Origin of the sequence: Photobacterium makurazakiensis (genome assembly GCF_050336715.1) — a bacterium.
In the GTDB taxonomy this organism is placed as follows: Bacteria; Pseudomonadota; Gammaproteobacteria; order Enterobacterales; family Vibrionaceae; genus Photobacterium; species Photobacterium makurazakiensis.
In genome coordinates this window covers 95,177-115,816 of the sequence record NZ_JAKJSJ010000019.1, presented here as the reverse complement: position 1 = coordinate 115,816, position 20,640 = coordinate 95,177, and the positions used below count along the sequence as shown (strand labels likewise).

Here is a 20,640-nt window from a genome sequence, read left to right as displayed (position 1 = left end):
CACTTCAACTATTTATATAGTTACCTTCTGAAATTTATCATTTTTCTAGTTGTTCCCCTCAACTAGACTCAACTAAATGTCAGCTCAACACGCATTAAAAATAGCAAAATAAATAAATAAAAAGTGATATAAAATTCATCAAAATAAAGAATACATACATTTTGATAACAAAACACAACAACAGAATACCTTCATAAAAGGAATTAATAAAACATGTCAAACTATGCATTCATCAACGGGAAAGTCATCACCGTAAATGCTACCGACCAAATATGTGAAGCCATACTAATTAACGGAAAAGTCATTACAGCCGTTGGTTCAACAGCCGATATTCTTGCAGCCTGTACCTATCAACATCAGGTTATCGACTTAGAAGGCAGGACACTGCTGCCAGGCTTCATTGATGCACACAACCACCTGACCCACCAAGGAGCCGCATTTGCAACGGTGGACTTTGGTTATCCAGCGGTATCGTCGATCGCAGATCTTCGTGATGCTATCGGCCATGCCGCTGAAAACTGCTCTCCCGGTCAATGGATCCGTGGCTGGGGGATGAACTATGAGAAATTCCCTGACGGTCGAATACCTACTCGCTGGGATCTGGATGATATTTCACCGGATAACCCGGTTTGTATCGTGCATGTCAGCGGACACAATGTTTTGGTCAATAGCCTTGCCCTCAAGTTAGCCGGTATCGACGATACTGTTGCTGATCCTGATGGTGGCATGTTTGTGCGCAACGATGATGATGTTATCACCGGTTATGCATACGATAGTGCCCAGCAACTTGTTATTCCAACAAGCGTGGATGTTGGCCACCATGGGCCAGATATTGGTTACGATCTTCCACTAGGTGAACTGGTTGATGACATTGACCGCGCCTGTAAGGCCTACCTAAAAGTTGGCATCACCTCTATTGTCGACCCCCAAGTCACCACTCGTGAAATGCCTGGATACATGGAAGCCCGTAAACAAGGAAAACTCACGATCAAGACAACCTGTATGTACCTTTCCAATCACCAAGATGCCATCAATGAACTCGGCATCACTGATCATATAGGCAATGATCTGCTTTCTATTGGACCAATGAAATACTACTGTGACGGTGCTTTAATTGGCGGAACGGCACTGTTCTACCCAAATGAGCCTCAGGGGGATCACGGTTGCAAATGTAACAAGAGTGCAGGCAGAGGGTACACCTATTGGCCTGATATCGCCGCTTTCCAAGAAGCTTTAATCGATACCCATCGCCGAGGTATGCAGTTTGGTGTACACACTCAGGGGGATATGGCGATGGATATCGTGCTCGATGCTATCGAAGAAGCTCATCGACGATATCCAAGAACCGACACCCGACACCGTATAGAACACTGCCATGGTCCAACACGTGAGCAGGTTGCAAGAATCAAACACCTAGGAGTGATCCCCATAACCCAACCGGGACAAATTCATGAGACTGGTGACGACCTAATACAAATTTATGGTGAATCTCGCTCCTCTCGTTTCTGTCCACTGAGAGATATGCTTGATGATGGGGTCCCAGCAGTCATCAGTACCGATGCCTTCGTGCAGTCTTATAAGCCTTTCGACACAATAAGTGCCGCTCTTTGCAGAAAGAGCTTATCAGGCACAGTCATTGGCGAAGCACAGCAAATCAGTATTCTGGAAGCGATCCGCTCTTATACATGGAATGCCGCTTACTCAGTTTATCAAGAAAAACATAAAGGCTCACTCGAAGTTGGCAAACTGGCTGATTTAGTTATTGTCGATGGAGATCTGCTCTCTATTTCTAACGAGGATATTGTCCACCAAACCGTTTTCATGACGCTATCAGATGGGGAAATTGTGTACCAGAAATAACTGCAAACTTGCAACATCAACTCTCATGAAATGGAGAAACATGATGCTTAAACCCGAATCATTGAAAAAAGATAGCTTTTTAGGTGACTACGACAAGCCCTTATTTTGGTCGACAACCATTGTTACGGCTCTAATCGTACTCCTCGGTGCTTTTAACCCTGATGTTCTTAAAGACTATGCCAGTCAAGCACAAACATTCCTTAGCCAGAAGTTCGGCTGGTTTTACATTCTCGCTCTTGCTCTTTATGTTTTAGCTGGATTATGGATAGGATTTAGTCGATATGGGTCATTGAAGCTGGGCAAGCCTGATGACTCACCAGAATTTTCTACCTTCACCTGGGTATCTATGCTGTTTAGCTGTGGCATTGGTGTTGGCTTCTTACTTTGGGGGGTCGCAGAGCCACTAAACCACTATATGCAAACACCTTACATGGCTGCACCCGGTACAGAAGCTGCGATTCCAGTTGCATTACAAATTACCTTCCTTCACTGGGGGCTACATACCTGGACTGCATATTGTTTAGTTGGGCTGTGCATTGCATTCCCTGCATTTCGCTACGGTAAGCCGATGAATATAGGTATTGCACTTTATGGGTTACTAGGTGAAAAAACACATAGCAGCGGCTGGGCTCGCTTGGTTGATCTTATTGGTGCTGTTGCCACTATAGGTGGTATTGCAACAGTACTGGGGCTAGGTGTCATTTCGATAGATTACGGCTTTAGCCACATATTTAATATTGAAACGGGCAGTCTGGGCAAAGTTGGAATTATTGTCGCACTCGCTCTTCTTTATAGTCTCTCTGCTATTTCAGGCCTTAAGCGAGGGGTCGCGTTTCTCAGCACAGCCAATGTCATAATCATCATTTGTTTCGGTTTATTCATTTTATTCGCAGGCGATACAAATACCTTGCTGCGTCACTTTGTCACTGGCTTTGGTAACTACCTCGGAAATATTTTACCAATGAGCTTCTGGGCCGATCCTCTACAGAAAACTGGCTGGATTAACTGGTGGACAATTTTCTATTGGCTTGTCGTCATCTCTTGGTCTCCATTTGTTGGAGGGTTTGTTGCCCGTATATCACGCGGAAGAACGTTAAAAGAGTTCATTATCTTTGCCGTCATCATTCCTGCTATCTGTTCTATGCTATGGTTTGCTGTTCTAGGTGGTTCCGCGATAGGGGTTGAAGTTGCGGGTGAAGTAAAAATATTTGAAGCAGTACAAAATAATCTAGGCTCAGGCATCTACGTCCTGCTGGAGACATTCCCTATCAGTAAACTGCTCAGCATCGTTGTATTTACCAGCATGGTTATTTTCATTGTGACGTCAGCCGATTCCGCTTGCTTCTTCGTCGCAATGCAAATGTCGAAAGGCTCTTACGAGCCAGCAGTTGGAATGAAACTGACTTGGGGCTTATTAACAGGGCTTCTCGCGATAGTCTTGTTACTCAGTGGTGGTTTACAAGCGGTACAAACCGCCTCCATTGTTGCCGGTAGCCCGTTTGCCATCGTGATCGGTTTTATGGTTTGGTCGCTAATACGCTTGCTTAAGAAAGAATACGCTAAAGACTTTGGCCACATCAACAAACCAACCCACCAGCCAACTCAGGCCTCAGAGAGCCTGCAGAAACCGTCAAGTACTTAAATAGCGTCCTAACCTGAAACAAGTAATGATAAAACGTAAAAAAGCCGCATTATGAATTTTCATAGTGCGGCTTTTTAATTACTTCAACTCACGCCGGTTAATGCGCGGGCTCTAACTCACTGCTGAATTGAAACTCAAGTTCGTTGTTAACAATGTCAACACGCACAGAGCCACCATTCACTAAGCAACCAAACAACAGCTCATTCGCCATTGGTTTTTTCAGATCTTCCTGAATAACACGTGCCATCGGGCGTGCACCCATCGCTTTGTCATAACCTTTATCAGATAACCATTCACGAGCCTTCGATGATACTTCCATTGATACACCACGCGCATCAAGCTGCGCTTGGAGTTCAACAATGAATTTATCAACCACTTGCGTGATAACATCTTTCTCAAGATGGTTAAACCAAATGATGTTATCTAAACGGTTACGGAACTCCGGTGTAAACACACGCTTGATTTCCGACATTGCATCGTGACTGTGATCTTGTTGGATCAAGCCAATCGATTTACGTACCGTTTCTGTTACGCCCGCATTCGTTGTCATCACAAAAATCACATTACGGAAGTCCGCTTTACGGCCGTTATTATCCGTTAACGTACCGTTATCCATGATTTGTAGTAGTAAGTTAAATACATCTGGATGTGCTTTTTCAATTTCATCAAGCAGCACAACAGAGTGCGGTTGTTTGATAACAGCATCCGTTAACAAGCCACCTTGATCATAACCAACATAACCTGGAGGTGCACCAATCAAACGGCTCACCGTGTGACGCTCCATGTACTCAGACATATCAAAACGTAGTAATTCGATACCTAAAGTACGTGCAAGTTGAACGGTAACTTCTGTTTTACCCACCCCAGTCGGGCCTGCAAACAAGAATGAACCCACAGGCTTGTTGTCAGCACCTAAACCAGCACGGCTTAGTTTGATCGCTTCAGTAAGTACATCAATCGCAGGGTCTTGACCAAACACCAGCATCTTCAATTTACTATCAAGCTTTTGCAGTACGTCGCGATCACTTGAAGAAACTGATTTCTCTGGAATGCGTGCCATTTTGGCAATCATGGCTTCAATGTCACTCACATTAACTGTTTTTTTGCGTCGACTAGCAGGTGCTAGGCGACAACGCGCACCCGCTTCATCAATCACATCAATCGCTTTATCCGGAAGATGGCGTTCATTGATGTATTTCGCAGAAAGCTCTACCGCAGCACGAATCGCTTTGTTGGTAAAACGGACTTCATGGTGTGCTTCATACTTTGGCTTCAAGCCCATCAGAATTTTAGTCGTATCATCTAGCGATGGCTCTATCACATCAATTTTTTGGAAGCGGCGAGACAAGGCACGCTCTTTCTCAAAAATGTTGCTATATTCTTGATAAGTGGTAGATCCCATGCAACGCAGCTTACCGCTACTTAGTAGAGGTTTGATTAGATTCGCCGCATCAACTTGGCCGCCAGAGGCAGCACCCGCACCAATAATAGTGTGGATCTCATCAATAAACAGTACCGCATGATCTTCTTTCTCAAGCTGCTTCAAAATACCTTTGAAACGTTTTTCGAAATCACCACGATACTTAGTGCCCGCCAGTAAGGAACCGATATCAAGCGAATAAATAACACAATCTTTGATGATATCAGGCACTTGACCTTCAACAATTCGCCAAGCAAGGCCTTCCGCTATGGCTGTTTTACCCACACCAGCTTCACCCACCAACAATGGGTTGTTCTTACGGCGACGACATAGCACCTGAACGGTACGTTCAAGCTCTGAATCTCGACCAATTAACGGATCAACACCACCAGCACGAGCCAATTGATTAAGGTTCGTGGCAAAGTTTTCTAGGCGGTCTTCTGAATTTTGCTCAGCACGAGGATCTTCACCACCGACATCTGAGCTGTTCAGGTCATCATTATCGCTGTCTTTAACTGTACCGTGAGAAATAAAGTTAACCACATCAAGGCGACTAATATCACTTTTCTTTAGCAGGTATGCAGCATGCGACTCTTGTTCACTAAAAATCGCGACGAGCACATTAGCGCCAGTGACTTCACTGCGGCCAGATGATTGAACATGGAATACAGCACGCTGCAATACACGCTGAAAACTAAGTGTAGGCTGAGTTTCTCTGCTCTCGTCATCAACAGGAATCAATGGCGTAGTTTGTTCAATAAATGAGTCTAATTCTTTACGCAGCGTATCTAAATCAGCTCGACAAGCTAACAGAGCCTCTTGAGCGGCTGCATTTTCTAATAGCGCTAACAGTAGATGTTCTACTGTCATAAACTCATGACGCTTCTCTCTTGCACGTGCAAATGCACCGTTCAAGCTAGCTTCAAGTTCTTTATTTAGCATAAGGCACCTCCCCTAAATACCACTCAAAATGGCGTGCCGGAAAAAACCTAAGCTTTTTCCTTAGTACACAGTAGCGGATGTTCATGCTCCCTTGCATACATCATCACTTGAGCCACCTTTGTTTCGGCGACTTCAGCGGTGAAGGTTCCACAAACCGCTTTACCCTCATAATGCACAGCAAGCATCAACTGTGTTGATTTCTCCAGATCCATGGAGAAGAACTTCTGTAACACTTCTATCACAAAATCCATCGGAGTGTAATCATCATTATTTAAAATTACTTTGTACATCGATGGTGGTTTAACCTGGATATCCTCTTCTTCCAAGACGTCGGAGTCTGGGATAATCCATTCATATAACTTGCTCATAACCTTAACTTACCAGTACGATAGGAATAGTCCACCAATAAACAATAACTTAACATTCAGCTATAAAGAAATGGTAAATCGACCGCAATTTCCCTACCTATATATTCAGACTAATGCACACATTGTATTCCAGCAAATCTGAGATGACTATGACTAAGCCGACAATACCGACTGATAGAAGATGTATCTGCTGACAAAATGTCCATTTGCGATAGATGTTGCAAATAATTGCACATAATGCCTGATATCTACAGATATCAGACATCCGTTAACGATTATTCCTCTTTAGAAGATTATTTTGCCATCAATGTTTTTGCGAAGATGTTAACGCACACACTTGACTGTCCATTTATTTTTACTAAAGTGTAACCTGTAGTAGATATTAACTGCATCAAATTAGCATTAGTATGCAAGTCATGTTACAAAGAGATAGCAAGCTAATGCAAAATGGAACTTGAATGCAAAGAAGGATGTAAGCATGGCAACAGGTACAGTTAAATGGTTCAATAATGCAAAAGGGTTCGGGTTCATTTGCCCAGAGACTGGTGAAGGCGATATTTTTGCACACTATTCAACTATCCAAATGGATGGATACCGTACACTTAAAGCGGGCCAACAGGTTAATTACACGATAGAGACAGGTCCGAAGGGTTTCCATGCCAAAGAGATAGTGCCTGTTGAGGGTGAATTAACAAAATAACGCCCGTTTCAACCTGCATTTTCTAGGCGAGTCTGTGCTCGCCTTTTCTGTAATCCAGCACACTCCACACCTAGCATTTTTTTATTGTTTACCTTACTGGTAACCTTCCGCATTGACTGAATAATAAATGCATAAAGCCACCAGCCTCCCGCGCCCACCTATTAACAATTTTATTAACATAGTCACGATCAGATATTAATAATAAAAGATTAATGTGTATCGTAAGTCATCGTGCTTGATCTGCAGACATAAAAAAACCCGGCGTTATCACCGGGCTTTGGCATGCTAAATGTAACTTAAATTACATTTGTTCAATCATGTCGTCAGCAAACTCTGAACACTTACGCAATGTTGCACCTTCCATCTGGCGCTCAAAGTCATAAGTAACAGTTTTATTGCTAATCGCCGATTCCATTGAGCTGATGATTAGATCTGCCGCTTCTACCCAACCTAGGTGGCGTAGCATCATTTCTGCAGAAAGAATCAACGAACCAGGGTTTACTTTATCCTGACCAGCATATTTTGGTGCTGTACCGTGAGTCGCTTCAAATAGCGCAACACCATCACCAATATTTGCACCCGGTGCGATACCAATACCACCAACTTGAGCAGCCAATGCATCAGAAACATAGTCACCGTTCAGGTTCATCGTAGCAATAACATCGTACTCAGCAGGACGAAGTAGAATCTGCTGTAAGAATGCATCTGCGATGCTATCTTTAACCACGATTTCTTTGCCTGTCTTTGGATTTTTGAATGTCATCCAAGGACCGCCATCAAGAAGCTCTGCACCAAATTCTTCTGCTGCTACTTCGTAACCCCAATCTTTGAAGGCACCTTCGGTGAACTTCATGATGTTACCTTTGTGAACCAACGTCAGTGAGTCACGGTCGTTATCAATGGTGTATTGTAACGAAGCACGAATAAGACGTTTTGTACCTTCTTCAGAAATTGGCTTGATACCGATACCACACTGCTGTGTGAAGCGGATCTTCGTTGCGCCCATTTCTTCTTGAAGGAATTTGATAACCTTATCAGACTCTTCTGTGCCAGCTTTGAATTCAACACCCGCATAGATATCTTCCGAGTTTTCACGGTAGATAACCATATCGGTTAGCTCAGGCTGCTTCAGTGGGCTTGGCACGCCGTCAAAATAACGTACAGGGCGAACACAGATATAAAGGTCAAGCTCTTGACGTAGAGCAACGTTTAGCGAGCGAATACCGCCGCCAACTGGCGTGGTTAGTGGACCTTTAATAGCCACTTTATATTCACGAATGAAATCAAGCGTTTCTTGCGGTAGCCAAGCATCTTCACCATAAACCTGAGTTGATTTCTCACCAGTAAAGATTTCCATCCACTCAATTTTACGATCGCCAGCGTAGGCTTTGTTTACTGCAGCATCAACAACTTTGATCATTGCAGGGCTTACATCAACACCAATACCATCACCTTCAATATAAGGGATGACCGGGTTGTTAGGAACGACCAGTTTACCTTCAGAATCCAGAGTGATTTTCTGACCTTCAGCTGGTACAACTACTTTACTATCCATTTAAATCTCCTAGCGTCCATTTGTTATCTTTTTGTAAGATGCGCGCAAATCATACTTGAAAAATTATCGATACGCCACTCATGTGATTTTTCGAGTATAATGGGCATGTCGATTTACTACTTCCTAGTACAACACGCTATTTATGAAGCCAAATACCTCGCCGCGTCAACAAAAACGTTCTAATAATGAGCGCCGACCTTCAAGAAAATTAAATAAACCAAAGCGGCCACGCGGACCGCAGAAGATCATAATATTTAACAAACCTTTTAACGTTCTTACCCAATTTACAGGGGAACCAGGCGATAAAACCCTGTCAGATTTTATCCCTGTAAAAGACGTATACCCAGCAGGACGATTAGATAAAGACAGCGAAGGGCTGTTAGTACTAACTAACGACGGTGTGCTCCAAGCCCAACTGACTCAGCCGAAATCCAAGCAGCCAAAAGTATATTGGGTTCAGGTTGAAGGTGCCCCGAGTGATGAAGATTTAGAGAAACTACGCTCAGGCGTTACTCTCAAAGACGGGCCGACTTTACCAGCCGGCATTGAACGAATTGACAGCCCTGAGATTTGGCCGCGTAACCCGCCGATCCGTGAACGGAAAAACATCCCAACCACTTGGATCGCGATCACATTACAAGAAGGTCGTAACCGTCAGGTTCGACGAATGACTGCGCATATTGGCTATCCGACGCTGCGCTTAATACGCTACAAGATGGCTGAATGGACAGTGAAAGATTTAGCCCCTGGTGAATGGCAAGAAGTCACACTAGGCTAAATTTTGCCATTGAGTCGCTGCCTAATTTTGCTTATTAGGCAGCGCTTTCTCAATACAGGTAGTCTTTCTATCTAATCGGTAACTTTTTTCGTCAAAAAATTGAAAATAGCTACACATTTCTATCTGGCTAATCTATCATTGCCGCCACAAAGCAAACGTTTGCGTCATTTTTAAAGTCGGCCATTGAATCTGTTTTGAGTACTTTCTAGATAAGAAAGTTTGCTCTGAACTGAAGATAGGCAAATTAATAAAGTGTGATTAGGCTCTCGCTCTGTTTCGCGAAAAAGCTTTCTGTTAGAATTACGCCCTTAACACTATTAACGACTGAAGAGAAATATGTCAGATAACAGCCAGAAAAAAGTCATAGTCGGCATGTCCGGCGGCGTTGATTCCTCTGTATCCGCTTACTTGCTACTTCAACAGGGCTACCAAGTTGAAGGCCTGTTCATGAAGAACTGGGAAGAGGACGATAACGAAGAGTATTGTTCTGCCGCAGAAGATCTCGCTGACGCACAAGCTGTATGTGACAAATTGGGTATTCACCTGCACACCATTAATTTTGCAGCGGAATACTGGGATAACGTCTTCGAGTATTTCTTAGCTGAATACAAAGCAGGACGTACACCAAACCCTGACATTCTTTGTAATAAAGAAATCAAATTCAAAGCGTTTTTGGAGTTTGCTGACGAAGTACTTGAAGCGGACTACATTGCGATGGGTCACTATACACGTCGCAGTTTCCCAAGTGCTGAAGGCGACAAGCCACAGATGCTACGCGGTGTTGATAACAACAAAGATCAGAGCTACTTCCTTTATACCCTAAGCCACGAGCAAATTGCTCGCAGCCTTTTCCCAGTGGGTGAGCTAGAGAAGCCAGAAGTACGCCGTATTGCTGAAGAGCAAGACTTGATCACTGCGAAGAAAAAAGATTCAACGGGTATTTGCTTCATTGGTGAACGTAAATTCACTGAATTCCTAGGTAAATATCTACCTGCTCAACCAGGCAAGATTGAAACTGCTGACGAAGGTCAAGTCATTGGTGAGCACCAAGGGCTAATGTACCACACGCTTGGTCAGCGTAAAGGTTTGCATATTGGCGGCCAGAAAGGTGGCGGCGGTAACGAAGATGCATGGTACGTTGTTGATAAAGATGTGAAGCGTAATGTTCTAATTGTGGGCCAAGGTAAAGACCACCCTCGCCTTAAATCTGATGGTTTGATTGCTGGCCAGTTGCACTGGGTAGACCGTCAACCAATCCGTGAACCACTATCATGTACCGTAAAAACACGTTACCGCCAACAAGACATTTCTTGCACTATCATCCCAATTGATGATGAAAACATCAAAGTGATCTTTGATGAGCCACAAATTGCGGTAACACCAGGCCAGTCAGCTGTTTTTTATAGCGGCGAAGTCTGTTTGGGCGGCGGTATTATCGAGAAGCGTATCTAAGGGAGTTAACGCACATGGCACACACTGTATATGACCGTACCATTGCTTTTGCTGGGATTTGCCAAGCGGTAAAACTTGTTCAGAAAATTGCTCGAGATGGTCATTGTGACCAAGATATTTTGGCTGCCAGCCTAAACAGTATTGTGATCACTGAGCCATCAAATACCATCGAAATCTATGGTAATGAAGCTAACCTACGTATGGGCCTAGAAGCGTTATCCGCTGAAATTGATAACACCCCATCAGGTAATGAAATGACACGCTACTTGGTCAGTGTGATGGCACTTGAGCGAAAGCTTGCCAGTCGCCGTGACAGCATGTCTCAACTTGGTGATCGAATTGATACCGCTAAACGCCAAATCGACCACTTTGAGCTTCTAGAAGATCAAATGGTCAGTAATTTGGCCAGTATTTACCTTGATGTTATCAGCCCATTAGGCCCTCGTATTCAGGTAACAGGTACGCCTGCGCACCTTCAGCAGCAAGCTGTACAACATAAAGTACGTGCATTGTTACTGTCAGCTATTCGTGCGGCTGTACTTTGGCGTCAAGTCGGTGGCAAACGCCGCCATCTTATCTTTGGACGCAAGCAAATGGTTGAGCAAGCCAAGATATTGCTCGCCCGCTGCTAATTATTTACTGCTGGGCTGTGTTCCAGCATTTATTTTGTCTTTTGCCTTTGCGAAAGACTGTAATACATCGTTTTAACCTCACTAATCAGGAGAGATCAACATGGAACTGTCAGCATTGACTGCTGTTTCCCCGGTAGACGGCCGCTACGGAAGTAAAACAATTGCACTGCGCAGCATTTTCAGTGAATTTGGTCTGCTTAAGTACCGCACTATTGTTGAAATCCGCTGGCTACAAAAACTAGCCGCTACTGATGCTATCGTGGAAGTTCCTGCATTCAGCGATGAAGCTAACGCTTTCCTAAATCGTGTTGCCGCAGAATTTAGCGAAGAAGATGCGCTACGTATCAAAACAATTGAGCGCACAACAAACCATGATGTGAAGGCTGTTGAATACTTCCTGAAAGAAAAAGTAGCTGAAGTACCAGAATTACACGCAGTAAATGAATTCATTCACTTTGCATGTACATCTGAAGATATCAACAACACGTCTCACGCGTTAATGCTTCACGAAGCCCGTGAAACTGTGATCTTGCCTGAAATTCGCAACGTTATCGATGCGATTAAAGGTCTTGCAAATGAGTACCGTGAAGTACCGCTTCTTTCTCGTACCCATGGTCAGCCAGCTTCTCCATCAACGATGGGTAAAGAAATGGCAAACGTTGCATACCGCATGGAGCGTCAATTCAAGCAAATCGAAAGCGTTGAAATTCTAGCGAAAATCAACGGTGCTGTAGGTAACTACAACGCACACATCTCTGCTTACCCAGAAGTTGACTGGCACCAGTTCAGCGAAGAGTTCATTACTGAATCTCTTGGCGTTACTTGGAACCCGTACACAACTCAAATTGAACCGCACGATTACATTGCAGAGCTTTTTGATGCAATTGCTCGTTTCAATACGATCCTTCTAGACTTCGACCGTGACGTTTGGGGCTACATTGCACTAGGTCACTTCAAGCAGAAGACGATTGCAGGTGAAATTGGCTCTTCAACGATGCCACACAAAGTTAACCCAATTGACTTCGAAAACTCTGAAGGCAACCTTGGTTTAGCGAATGCTATGTTCAACCACCTAGCTCAGAAACTGCCTGTTTCTCGCTGGCAGCGTGATCTAACAGATTCAACGGTTCTTCGTAACCTAGGTGTTGGTGTGGGCTATGCAATCATTGCATACACTTCAACCCTAAAAGGTATTAGCAAGCTAGAAGTTAACCAAGCAGCACTTGAAGCAGAACTAGATCGTAACTGGGAAGTATTAGCTGAACCAGTACAAACTGTTATGCGCCGTTACGGTATCGAGAAGCCATACGAGAAGCTAAAAGAGCTAACTCGTGGTAAGCGTGTTGATGGTGAAGGCATGCGCGCATTCATTGACGGTCTTGAGCTTCCTGAGCACGAGAAAGTACGTCTAAAAGAAATGACACCAGCAAACTACATCGGTGATGCTATTAAGCTAACTGATAAGCTGTAATCGCGGGATAGCCCACGATTCAATTTTAAGGCCAGCATTTGCTGGCCTTTTTTTTGTTTTCCCCTCCTCATACGCCTCCCTCCGTCACTGCCGATTGGTATTAGCCAAATAAAGAGTATAATCCGCAATAATAGTCAGCTAAAAAAGCCAATAGTATGTATCAACTCAGCTTCTCATTCGATGAATTCCTTGCTGAATTCTGGCAAAAAAAACCGACCATTATTAAAGGTGGTTTTAAAAACTTTGTCGATCCTATCAGTGCAGATGAACTTGCAGGGCTTGCGATGGAAGAAGAAGTCGACTCCCGTTACATTGCAAAAAATGGTAATGAATGGGATGTTCGCCATGGGCCATTAACTTTCGATAATGTGCCAGAAGACAATTGGTCATTCATTGTTCAGGCGGCTAACCACTGGCATGAAGGTGCCGCAAGTTTGATCACCCCTTTCCGACAATTACCCAATTGGTTATTCGATGACTTAATGATCAGCTATTCCACACCTGGCGGTGGTGTCGGGGCACACATTGACCAATATGATGTCTTTATTATTCAAGGCTCAGGTAAACGCCACTGGCGAGTTGGTCCAAAAAAAGATGATTATGAAGAAGAATTTGGCCACTCTGGATTACGTCAAATAAAAAGCTTTGAACCAATCCTTGATGATATTCTCGAACCTGGCGATATTCTTTATATTCCACCAGGCTTTCCGCATGATGGCTATGCCATTGATACATCAATGAGCTTTTCTGTTGGCTTCCGCTCACCGAAGAAGCAAGAGCTTCTCAGTAGTTTTGCTGACTTTGTCATCGCCAATGAAGTTGGTGATGTGCATTATCACAACCCCACTCTACCAGCTCGTAAGACGCCTGGTGCTATCTTAGAAAGTGAAGCACAAGACTTAGAGGCCATGATGCGCAGCTTGCTTGATCATCCTCAAATGATGAAGCAGTGGATGGGAGAGCACCTCAGTAATAGCCGCCATGAACTTGATATTATCTCGGCAGAACCACCGTGGCAAAATGCTGAAACCTACCAGTTTTTAGAAAGTGGTGAGGTGATGAAACGTCTGGGTGGCCTTCGTGCATTCTATTTCCCTGAACAGCCTCATGTATTGTATATCAATGGTGATAGGTATGAGCTGCCCGAAGAGTGTGGCAAAGTAGCCACTTATCTGTGTGACGAAGAAAGCATCACTCAAGAGATGTTAGGTCAGTTGCTCGATCACCCTGCTTTTGTTGCCCTTCTAACTCAGCTGGTCAATCACGGCTACTGGTACCCTGTCGACTAAACAGCCACCAGCTCAAACGCTAAAAACAAAACACCGAGCCATGGCTCGGTGTTTTTACGTTACATAACAATAATTTCATCAGGTTGAGATAAAAAAAGCGCGGATTCTACCCCGCGCTTAAAGCCTGTCACAGGCTTAAATCAATGGACATTCAAGCAAGAGACAGCGTGAATATCATTCCCTTCAAGCTGTGGTTTTTTCTCCGCGCAAGATGCCGTAGCCACTGGGCATCGCGTCCTAAACACACAACCTGACGGCGGACTCATCGGTGATGGCAGTTCACCTTCAAGAAGCTCGATATGTTTATTGCGCTCTAAATCAGGATCTGGAATAGGCACTGCAGACATCAGCGCTTTGGTATAAGGGTGTTTCGGCTCGCTAAAGAGCGCATCTGACTCCCCCATCTCAACGGCATTGCCCAAGTACATAACCAACACTCGGTCTGATATATGCTTCACCACTGATAGATCGTGCGCGATAAAGATAAGACTTAAGCCCATCTCTTTTTGTAGTGATTTAAGTAAATTGACAACCTGCGCCTGAATAGACACATCCAATGCCGACACAGGCTCGTCACAAATAATCATTTTCGGTTTTAAGATCAATGCACGAGCAATACCGATCCGCTGACACTGCCCACCAGAGAACTCATGCGGGTAGCGATTAATCACATTTGGCAATAAGCCAACCTTTGTCATCATCGCTCTTACTTGCGCTTTCACATCCTCTTTCGATAATTGAGGAAAATAGGCTTTTAGGGGCTCAGCAATGATTTCGCCTACCGTCATACGTGGGTTCAACGAGGCTAATGGATCTTGGAAGATCATCTGAATATCTTTACGCTTTTCACGCATTGATTTGTGATCAAGCTTGGTGAGATCTTGCCCTAGCCAAACAACGCTACCTTCTGTCGCTTCGACCAAACCAATAACAGCACGAGCAAACGTAGATTTACCACAGCCTGATTCGCCAACGACACCGAGCGTTTCCCCCTCGTAAAGGCGAATACCTACACCATCAACAGCTTTTAGTGTTAACGGTTTTGTCCAAGGCCAAGCCGACTTTTGTGCAATGTTGAAATGCACTTTCAGATCTTGAATATCCAGCAGTAGATTTTTTTGTGCTTCCATTACCACGTCCCCATATCAGAAAAACACGCACGTAAACGCCCTTCGCTAAATGCTTTTAGCTCTGGTGCCTCTTGGTGGCAACGGCTAGAAACTCGGTGACAACGTTCTTGGTAAGGGCAGCCAACAGGTAAGCTTAGCAAGTTAGGAGGATTACCAGGGATCGTCGGTAACTCCTCGCCTTCGGTATCTAAACGCGGGATCGCTTTCAATAAGCCTTCAGTATACGGGTGAGAGGGCTGATAGAAGATCTCGTTGATCTTACCGTACTCCATGGTTCGGCCAGCATACATCACAAGTACTTTATCGCAGCTACCAGCAACAACACCTAGGTCATGGGTGATCATGATAATGGCAGTATTGAAATCACTCTTCAGCTCATTCATCATTTCCATGATTTGTGCCTGCACAGTCACATCCAGTGCGGTTGTTGGCTCATCAGCAATCAGCAACTTAGGGCGACACAATAACGCCATAGCAATCATCACCCGTTGACGCATACCACCAGAGAACTCGTGGGGATACATCAAAATGCGTTTACGTGCCTCAGGGATTTTAACAGCATCTAGCATACGAACGCTTTCTTCAAATGCCTCAGCTTTTCCCATCCCTTTATGCAGCATAAGCACTTCCATTAGCTGATCGCTAACTTTCATGTAGGGGTTTAACGAGGTCATCGGATCTTGGAAAATCATCGCGATTTGCTCAGCACGTATCTTGTTTAACTCTTTTTCAGGCAAATTAAGAATATTGCGGCCTTCAAATTTAGCACTACCGCTAATCATGCCATTCTTGGCTAAAAGGCCCATAATAGCGAAAACAGTCTGGCTTTTACCTGAGCCAGATTCGCCAACAATACCAAGGGTTTCACCTTGATCAAGTGAGAAATTTAGATCATTTACCGCGGTAACAATGCCGTCTTGGGTTTTAAATTCCACGCGTAGATCTTTGACATCTAATAAGCTCATAATACTTCCTTATACTTATTCACTTTTAATTCACTGCCACCATCGAGCAGTGAACTAAAGTTTGTCTTATTCTTATCTGTCTTTTGGATCCAGTGCGTCACGTAAACCGTCACCCACATAGTTAAAGCAGAACAAAGTCACGACCATAAAGGCTGCTGGGAACAAGAGTTGCCAAATGGCCACTTCCATTGTTTGAGCTCCTTCTTGAAGCAGTGCCCCCCAGCTTGTCATTGGCTCTTGAACACCAAGGCCAAGGAAACTCAAAAACGATTCAGTTAGAATCATCGATGGTACGAGCAAAGTAGAATATACCGCAACGATACCCAGTACATTTGGCACGATATGGCGTGTGATAATTCGCCACTGGCTAACGCCAGATACATGCGCAGCTTCAATGAATTCCTTGCTACGTAGCGACAATGTTTGACCACGTACAATACGTGCCATGTCGAGCCACGAGATTGCCCCAATCGCCACAAAAATCAGCATGATATTTCTGCCAAAGAATGTCACGAGTACAATCACAAAGAACATGAACGGGATGGAATAGAGGATCTCAATCAAACGCATCATAACGCGATCCGTTCGGCCACCTATGTAGCCAGAGGCTGCGCCATATAACGTACCAATGGTTACCGCAACGAATGCCCCCATGATCCCCACCATTAGAGAAATTCGTCCTCCAACTAAGGTTCGGGTATATAAGTCACGACCTAGGCTATCTGTTCCAAAGAAATGGCCTTCCGCGCCAAGACTTGGTGCCGCATGCAAGGCGTACCAATCGGTATCATCAAATGCATATGAGCTGAACATCGGACCAAAAATCACAGCCAAGGTGATCATGCTCAGAATAGCCAAGCTAATCATTGCCGCTTTGTTACGCATAAAGCGAATACGCGCATCTTGCCACAGGCTACGGCCTTCGATATCCAATTGCTCTGAAAATTTCTCGATGGCCTCTATGTTGTCTTTTTTAGTCAGCATCATTGTTCGGCCCCTTAATAACGAATTTTCGGATCAATGTACGCCAGTACAATATCGACAATGGCGTTGAACATAATAGTTAACGTACCAATAAGAATGGTAATACCTAATACCAGCGAGTAGTCGCGGTTAAAAGCGGCATTCACAAACAATTTACCGATACCGGGTAAACCAAAAATGGTTTCGATAACAACAGAGCCTGTAATAATACCGACAAATGCAGGCCCCATATAAGAGACAACAGGCAACATTGCGGGCTTTAAAGCATGCTTCAAGATGATATGTGGATAGCTCAGCCCTTTCGCCCGTGCGGTACGAATGAAATTACTGTTTAATGTCTCAATCATGCTGCCACGGGTAATACGTGCAAACGTCGCAACATACAATAATGACATGCCCATCATAGGTAATAGCATGTACTTAATCGACCCGTCGTTCCAACCACCGGCAGGTAACCAGCCCAAGTTAATTGAGAATATATAAATGAGTATTGGTGCCAATATAAAAGAAGGCATCACCACCCCGGCCATGGCGGTGGACATTATCGTATAATCTATCCAACTATTTTGTTTCAAGGCGGCAATGGTGCCAACGGTTACCCCCATCACCAATGCAAAAATAAAAGCAAAAAAACCAATTTTAGCTGACACAGGTAGCGCATTAAACACCAACTCGTTAACCGTAAAATCTTTATATTTAAAGGAAGGGCCAAAGTCGCCTTGAACAATATTGCCTAAATAAGTGGTGTATTGCTCAAATACCGGTTTATCGAGACCATATTTTGCCTCGATATTTGCCATTACTTCTGGAGGGAGAGGACGCTCAGTTGTAAATGGGTTACCTGGTGCGAAACGCATCAAGAAAAAGGAAATTGTAATTAATACCAATAGTGTTGGTATTGCTTCAAAAATCCGTTTTGCGATGAATTTAATCATAAAATTCCACCGTTAAATTATCGTCTGTGACAGTTATAAATCGCTAGCTGTAAAACTAGAAATGACACTGCTCTCTTCCTGAGAGCAGTGTTTATTAGATATCTTGCTGTTTATTAATCAGCAATGATGTATAGGTCTTTACTGAAGATATTATCTTCAGGGTTATTCTCTGGGTAACCACCAAGTTTCGGGTTAACGAGACGTGCATTTACATAGTGATAGATTGGCATAATTGGCATATCTTTCGATAATTGTGCTTCTGCACCTTTATACGCCGCCGAACGATCGCTATCTGACGCAGCTGCAAGTGCCTTATCTAATAATGCATCATAAGATTCACTCTCATATTTTGGATAGTTTTGAGAGTGACCATCACGCATAATCGCTAAGAAAGTTGATGCTTCATTATAATCACCACACCAGCCGGCACGTGAAACATCAAAGTTACCTTGACGCTTGCTGTCTAGGTAGCTCTTCCATTCTTGGTTTTCAAGTACTGCGGTTACACCCAGTGATTTCTGCCACATTGAAGCAATAGCAACCGCTACCTTCTTATGGTTTTCGCTGGTGTTATACAGTAAGTCGAATTTAAGCGGATTACTTGAATCATAACCTGCTTCAGCTAATAGCGATTTTGCTTTTGCTTCACGCTCTTTCTGAGTCAGCTTTGAATAGTCAGGCATTTCAACGTCAAGGCCATTCGTAGCTAATGGTGTGAAGTTATAAGCAGATGTTTCACCTTTACCCACAATGAACTTGGCGATCACATCGCGGTCAATCGCATAAGACAAAGCTTTACGCACATTTGCATCATTAAATGGTGCTTTAGCCGTATTAAACTCATAGTAATATGAACATAGGTATGGCGTAACTTTCACATTTTCAGGGTATTGTTTTACCAAACGGTTAAAGTGCTCGTTCGGCATTTCATACGTCACATCCACTTCACCCGCAAGAAAACGGTTCATTTCCGCAACTTGGTTTTCAATTGGTAGGTAAGTGACTTTATTTAATACTGATTCTGCATTGTTCCAATAAGCATCATTTCGAGTTAGCACGATACGCTCGTTAACAACCCAGTTATCTAGCTTATATGCGCCATTTCCAACATAATTTTCTGGGCTAGTCCACTTATCACCAAGCTCTTCTACTACCTTTGCATTAACAGGCTTCATCGAAGTATGCACTGTCATTGATGCGAAATACGGGACTGGTTTATCAAGTGTAATTTTTAAGGTATGTGAATCTACCGCTTCAACACCTAAAGAATCTGGGCTCTTTTTGCCCATAATGATATCACCAGCATTTTTCATGGTGGTCATTTCTAGGTAAGAAGCATAAGGAGAGCCAGTCTTAGGATCGGCAAGACGCTGCCAAGTATAAACAAAGTCACTAGCAACAACTGGATCGCCATTTGACCATTTTGCATCTTTTCTTAGGTTGAAGACCCAAGTTTGATTATCTTCGGTTTCCCAAGACTCCGCTACGCCGCCAACTAACTTACCGTTGCTATCTTGGTTAACTAAGCCTTCCAGCAAATCGCGAATCACATTCGACTCAGGGACGCCAGATACTTTCTGCGGGTCTAGTGATTCAACTTCAGTGCCGTTGCCTCGAACTAGTTCTTGTTTCGCCGCAAGTTTAACACCTTCCGGAACTTCCGCTGCGATTGTAGAAAAAGAAGTAGCGGCAACCGTCATACCAGCACCAAGCAAAAGAGCTTGGGTAATTTTATTCTTATACATGCATTAACTCCAATACATCATTTAATACGTCCTTGAGGCTCTCCAGTTGGCTGCATAATTAAGCAACTACCTTTGCATCACTAATCCTAAGCAACACAAAGCAAACCGAAGAATTGGTCAAAACATTATCAGGCATTGAAGTAAGTTGCCACATTTTGATTACAAAAAGCGACATAATTCTTAATAACAGTGATTAATGTGAAATAAGTGACTAGATGACTGTTTGGTTACAGCTCAATGTGTCACAAAATTCATATAAGAAAGAAATATCGGCCAATAACGCCATGAAAACCTGATTTTTGAATAATTAATCTCATTAAAAAACAAATAATCAGCACAAAAAACTCAAATACACAACGAAAGCCCACACAGTCAATAACATTTGTTTAAAGATATGACTCTGATACATAAAAAAAGCGCCTTTCGGCGCTTTTTTTATTTATTCTCACTGTCTAATTGAATATTGGGTGGCACTTCATTGGGTGTTTGCTGTTTTCCTTCAATCATTGACTGATTATCATCAGCATTTACAACCGAATCAAACAAACCATCGTGATTAATGTCATCCATCATTTGTTTAATTTTACGATTCGTAACACGCTTATGCTTCATGGAACCCTCCGTTGTTAACCGAAACTATCAATTTTGAGCAGTAGAAAAAGTCTATGTTTTAAACCCAGCTAGCTCACTTCGTTATTCAGACTGAATAAAATTTCAATAATTCCGCTCATTCAGCCATACGAAACATGAATATAAAATATGGCACAACAAT

The 20,640-nt window shown here is 43.5% G+C and carries 17 protein-coding genes; 8 read left to right on the top strand and 9 right to left on the bottom strand.

Annotated features, from left to right (window positions below; translation table 11 throughout):
* The first annotated feature begins 213 nt into the window (after nt 1-213).
* Both L4D09_RS09930 and L4D09_RS09925 read left to right on the top strand, forming a co-directional pair.
* Nucleotides 214-1,860 (top strand): amidohydrolase, encoded by a 1,647-nt coding sequence (locus L4D09_RS09930; protein ID WP_428457348.1) that lies wholly within the window; start codon nt 214-216, stop codon nt 1,858-1,860.
* 40 nt (nt 1,861-1,900) lie between these two features.
* Nucleotides 1,901-3,502, top strand: a complete 1,602-nt coding sequence (locus L4D09_RS09925; protein ID WP_428457347.1) for a BCCT family transporter — start codon at nt 1,901-1,903, stop codon at nt 3,500-3,502.
* A 97-nt stretch (nt 3,503-3,599) separates the two neighbouring features.
* Here L4D09_RS09925 and clpA read toward each other — a convergent pair whose 3' ends face one another.
* Entirely contained in the window at nt 3,600-5,864 is a 2,265-nt protein-coding gene (gene clpA, locus L4D09_RS09920) for an ATP-dependent Clp protease ATP-binding subunit ClpA (RefSeq protein WP_428457346.1), read from the bottom strand.
* 47 nt (nt 5,865-5,911) lie between these two features.
* Nucleotides 5,912-6,232 (bottom strand): ATP-dependent Clp protease adapter ClpS, encoded by a 321-nt coding sequence (clpS, locus tag L4D09_RS09915; RefSeq protein ID WP_428457345.1) that lies wholly within the window; start codon nt 6,230-6,232, stop codon nt 5,912-5,914.
* Nucleotides 6,233-6,710: 478 nt separating this feature from the next.
* On the opposite strand from clpS, the gene cspD reads away from it, so the two are divergent.
* The gene (gene cspD, locus L4D09_RS09910; protein WP_428457344.1) at nt 6,711-6,932 is read left to right on the top strand and encodes a cold shock domain-containing protein CspD; all 222 of its coding nucleotides are present in this window, start codon (nt 6,711-6,713) and stop codon (nt 6,930-6,932) included.
* A 301-nt stretch (nt 6,933-7,233) separates the two neighbouring features.
* Here cspD and icd read toward each other — a convergent pair whose 3' ends face one another.
* Entirely contained in the window at nt 7,234-8,487 is a 1,254-nt protein-coding gene (icd, locus tag L4D09_RS09905) for an NADP-dependent isocitrate dehydrogenase (protein ID WP_428457343.1), read from the bottom strand.
* A gap of 142 nt (nt 8,488-8,629) precedes the next feature.
* On the opposite strand from icd, the gene rluE reads away from it, so the two are divergent.
* The 5 genes from rluE to L4D09_RS09880 all read left to right on the top strand — a co-directional run bounded on the left by rluE (nt 8,630) and on the right by L4D09_RS09880 (nt 14,109).
* On the top strand, nt 8,630-9,265 hold the full coding sequence (gene rluE, locus L4D09_RS09900; protein WP_428457342.1) for a 23S rRNA pseudouridine(2457) synthase RluE: 636 nt from the start codon (nt 8,630-8,632) through the stop codon (nt 9,263-9,265).
* Between the two features lie 336 nt (nt 9,266-9,601).
* Entirely contained in the window at nt 9,602-10,717 is a 1,116-nt protein-coding gene (mnmA, locus tag L4D09_RS09895; RefSeq protein WP_428457341.1) for a tRNA 2-thiouridine(34) synthase MnmA, read from the top strand.
* 14 nt (nt 10,718-10,731) lie between these two features.
* Nucleotides 10,732-11,349 (top strand): high frequency lysogenization protein HflD, encoded by a 618-nt coding sequence (hflD, locus tag L4D09_RS09890; RefSeq protein WP_428457340.1) that lies wholly within the window; start codon nt 10,732-10,734, stop codon nt 11,347-11,349.
* Nucleotides 11,350-11,449: 100 nt separating this feature from the next.
* Complete coding sequence (gene purB / locus L4D09_RS09885; protein ID WP_428457339.1) at nt 11,450-12,820, top strand: adenylosuccinate lyase; 1,371 nt, start codon at nt 11,450-11,452, stop codon at nt 12,818-12,820.
* A gap of 155 nt (nt 12,821-12,975) precedes the next feature.
* Nucleotides 12,976-14,109, top strand: coding sequence for a ribosomal protein uL16 3-hydroxylase (locus L4D09_RS09880; protein ID WP_428457338.1), 1,134 nt, complete (start codon nt 12,976-12,978; stop codon nt 14,107-14,109).
* A 140-nt stretch (nt 14,110-14,249) separates the two neighbouring features.
* On the opposite strand, the gene oppF is transcribed toward L4D09_RS09880, so the two are convergent.
* From oppF to L4D09_RS09850, 6 genes are all read right to left on the bottom strand, one after another.
* Nucleotides 14,250-15,239 (bottom strand): murein tripeptide/oligopeptide ABC transporter ATP binding protein OppF, encoded by a 990-nt coding sequence (oppF, locus tag L4D09_RS09875; RefSeq protein WP_428457337.1) that lies wholly within the window; start codon nt 15,237-15,239, stop codon nt 14,250-14,252.
* A complete protein-coding gene (locus L4D09_RS09870) occupies nt 15,239-16,204 on the bottom strand; it encodes an ABC transporter ATP-binding protein (RefSeq protein WP_428457336.1) in 966 nt (321 codons plus the stop codon). Before L4D09_RS09870 ends, oppF begins: the two co-directional genes overlap by 1 nt.
* A gap of 72 nt (nt 16,205-16,276) precedes the next feature.
* Nucleotides 16,277-17,188, bottom strand: a complete 912-nt coding sequence (gene oppC / locus L4D09_RS09865; protein WP_428457349.1) for an oligopeptide ABC transporter permease OppC — start codon at nt 17,186-17,188, stop codon at nt 16,277-16,279.
* A 14-nt stretch (nt 17,189-17,202) separates the two neighbouring features.
* A complete protein-coding gene (gene oppB / locus L4D09_RS09860; RefSeq protein WP_428457335.1) occupies nt 17,203-18,123 on the bottom strand; it encodes an oligopeptide ABC transporter permease OppB in 921 nt (306 codons plus the stop codon).
* A gap of 113 nt (nt 18,124-18,236) precedes the next feature.
* Nucleotides 18,237-19,868, bottom strand: a complete 1,632-nt coding sequence (locus tag L4D09_RS09855) for an ABC transporter substrate-binding protein (protein WP_428457334.1) — start codon at nt 19,866-19,868, stop codon at nt 18,237-18,239.
* Nucleotides 19,869-20,303: 435 nt separating this feature from the next.
* Nucleotides 20,304-20,480: a hypothetical protein gene (locus tag L4D09_RS09850; RefSeq protein ID WP_428457333.1), complete on the bottom strand. Its 177-nt coding sequence runs from the start codon at nt 20,478-20,480 to the stop codon at nt 20,304-20,306.
* Nucleotides 20,481-20,640 lie beyond the last annotated feature (160 nt).

Coding starts and splice junctions, on each gene's coding strand:
- L4D09_RS09930 (WP_428457348.1), top strand. CDS start 214: ATGTCAAACTATGCATTCATCAACGGGAAAGTCATCACCGTAAATGCT.
- L4D09_RS09925 (WP_428457347.1), top strand. CDS start 1,901: ATGATGCTTAAACCCGAATCATTGAAAAAAGATAGCTTTTTAGGTGAC.
- clpA (WP_428457346.1), bottom strand. CDS start 5,864: ATGCTAAATAAAGAACTTGAAGCTAGCTTGAACGGTGCATTTGCACGT.
- clpS (WP_428457345.1), bottom strand. CDS start 6,232: ATGAGCAAGTTATATGAATGGATTATCCCAGACTCCGACGTCTTGGAA.
- cspD (WP_428457344.1), top strand. CDS start 6,711: ATGGCAACAGGTACAGTTAAATGGTTCAATAATGCAAAAGGGTTCGGG.
- icd (WP_428457343.1), bottom strand. CDS start 8,487: ATGGATAGTAAAGTAGTTGTACCAGCTGAAGGTCAGAAAATCACTCTG.
- rluE (WP_428457342.1), top strand. CDS start 8,630: ATGAAGCCAAATACCTCGCCGCGTCAACAAAAACGTTCTAATAATGAG.
- mnmA (WP_428457341.1), top strand. CDS start 9,602: ATGTCAGATAACAGCCAGAAAAAAGTCATAGTCGGCATGTCCGGCGGC.
- hflD (WP_428457340.1), top strand. CDS start 10,732: ATGGCACACACTGTATATGACCGTACCATTGCTTTTGCTGGGATTTGC.
- purB (WP_428457339.1), top strand. CDS start 11,450: ATGGAACTGTCAGCATTGACTGCTGTTTCCCCGGTAGACGGCCGCTAC.
- L4D09_RS09880 (WP_428457338.1), top strand. CDS start 12,976: ATGTATCAACTCAGCTTCTCATTCGATGAATTCCTTGCTGAATTCTGG.
- oppF (WP_428457337.1), bottom strand. CDS start 15,239: ATGGAAGCACAAAAAAATCTACTGCTGGATATTCAAGATCTGAAAGTG.
- L4D09_RS09870 (WP_428457336.1), bottom strand. CDS start 16,204: ATGAGCTTATTAGATGTCAAAGATCTACGCGTGGAATTTAAAACCCAA.
- oppC (WP_428457349.1), bottom strand. CDS start 17,188: ATGCTGACTAAAAAAGACAACATAGAGGCCATCGAGAAATTTTCAGAG.
- oppB (WP_428457335.1), bottom strand. CDS start 18,123: ATGATTAAATTCATCGCAAAACGGATTTTTGAAGCAATACCAACACTA.
- L4D09_RS09855 (WP_428457334.1), bottom strand. CDS start 19,868: ATGTATAAGAATAAAATTACCCAAGCTCTTTTGCTTGGTGCTGGTATG.
- L4D09_RS09850 (WP_428457333.1), bottom strand. CDS start 20,480: ATGAAGCATAAGCGTGTTACGAATCGTAAAATTAAACAAATGATGGAT.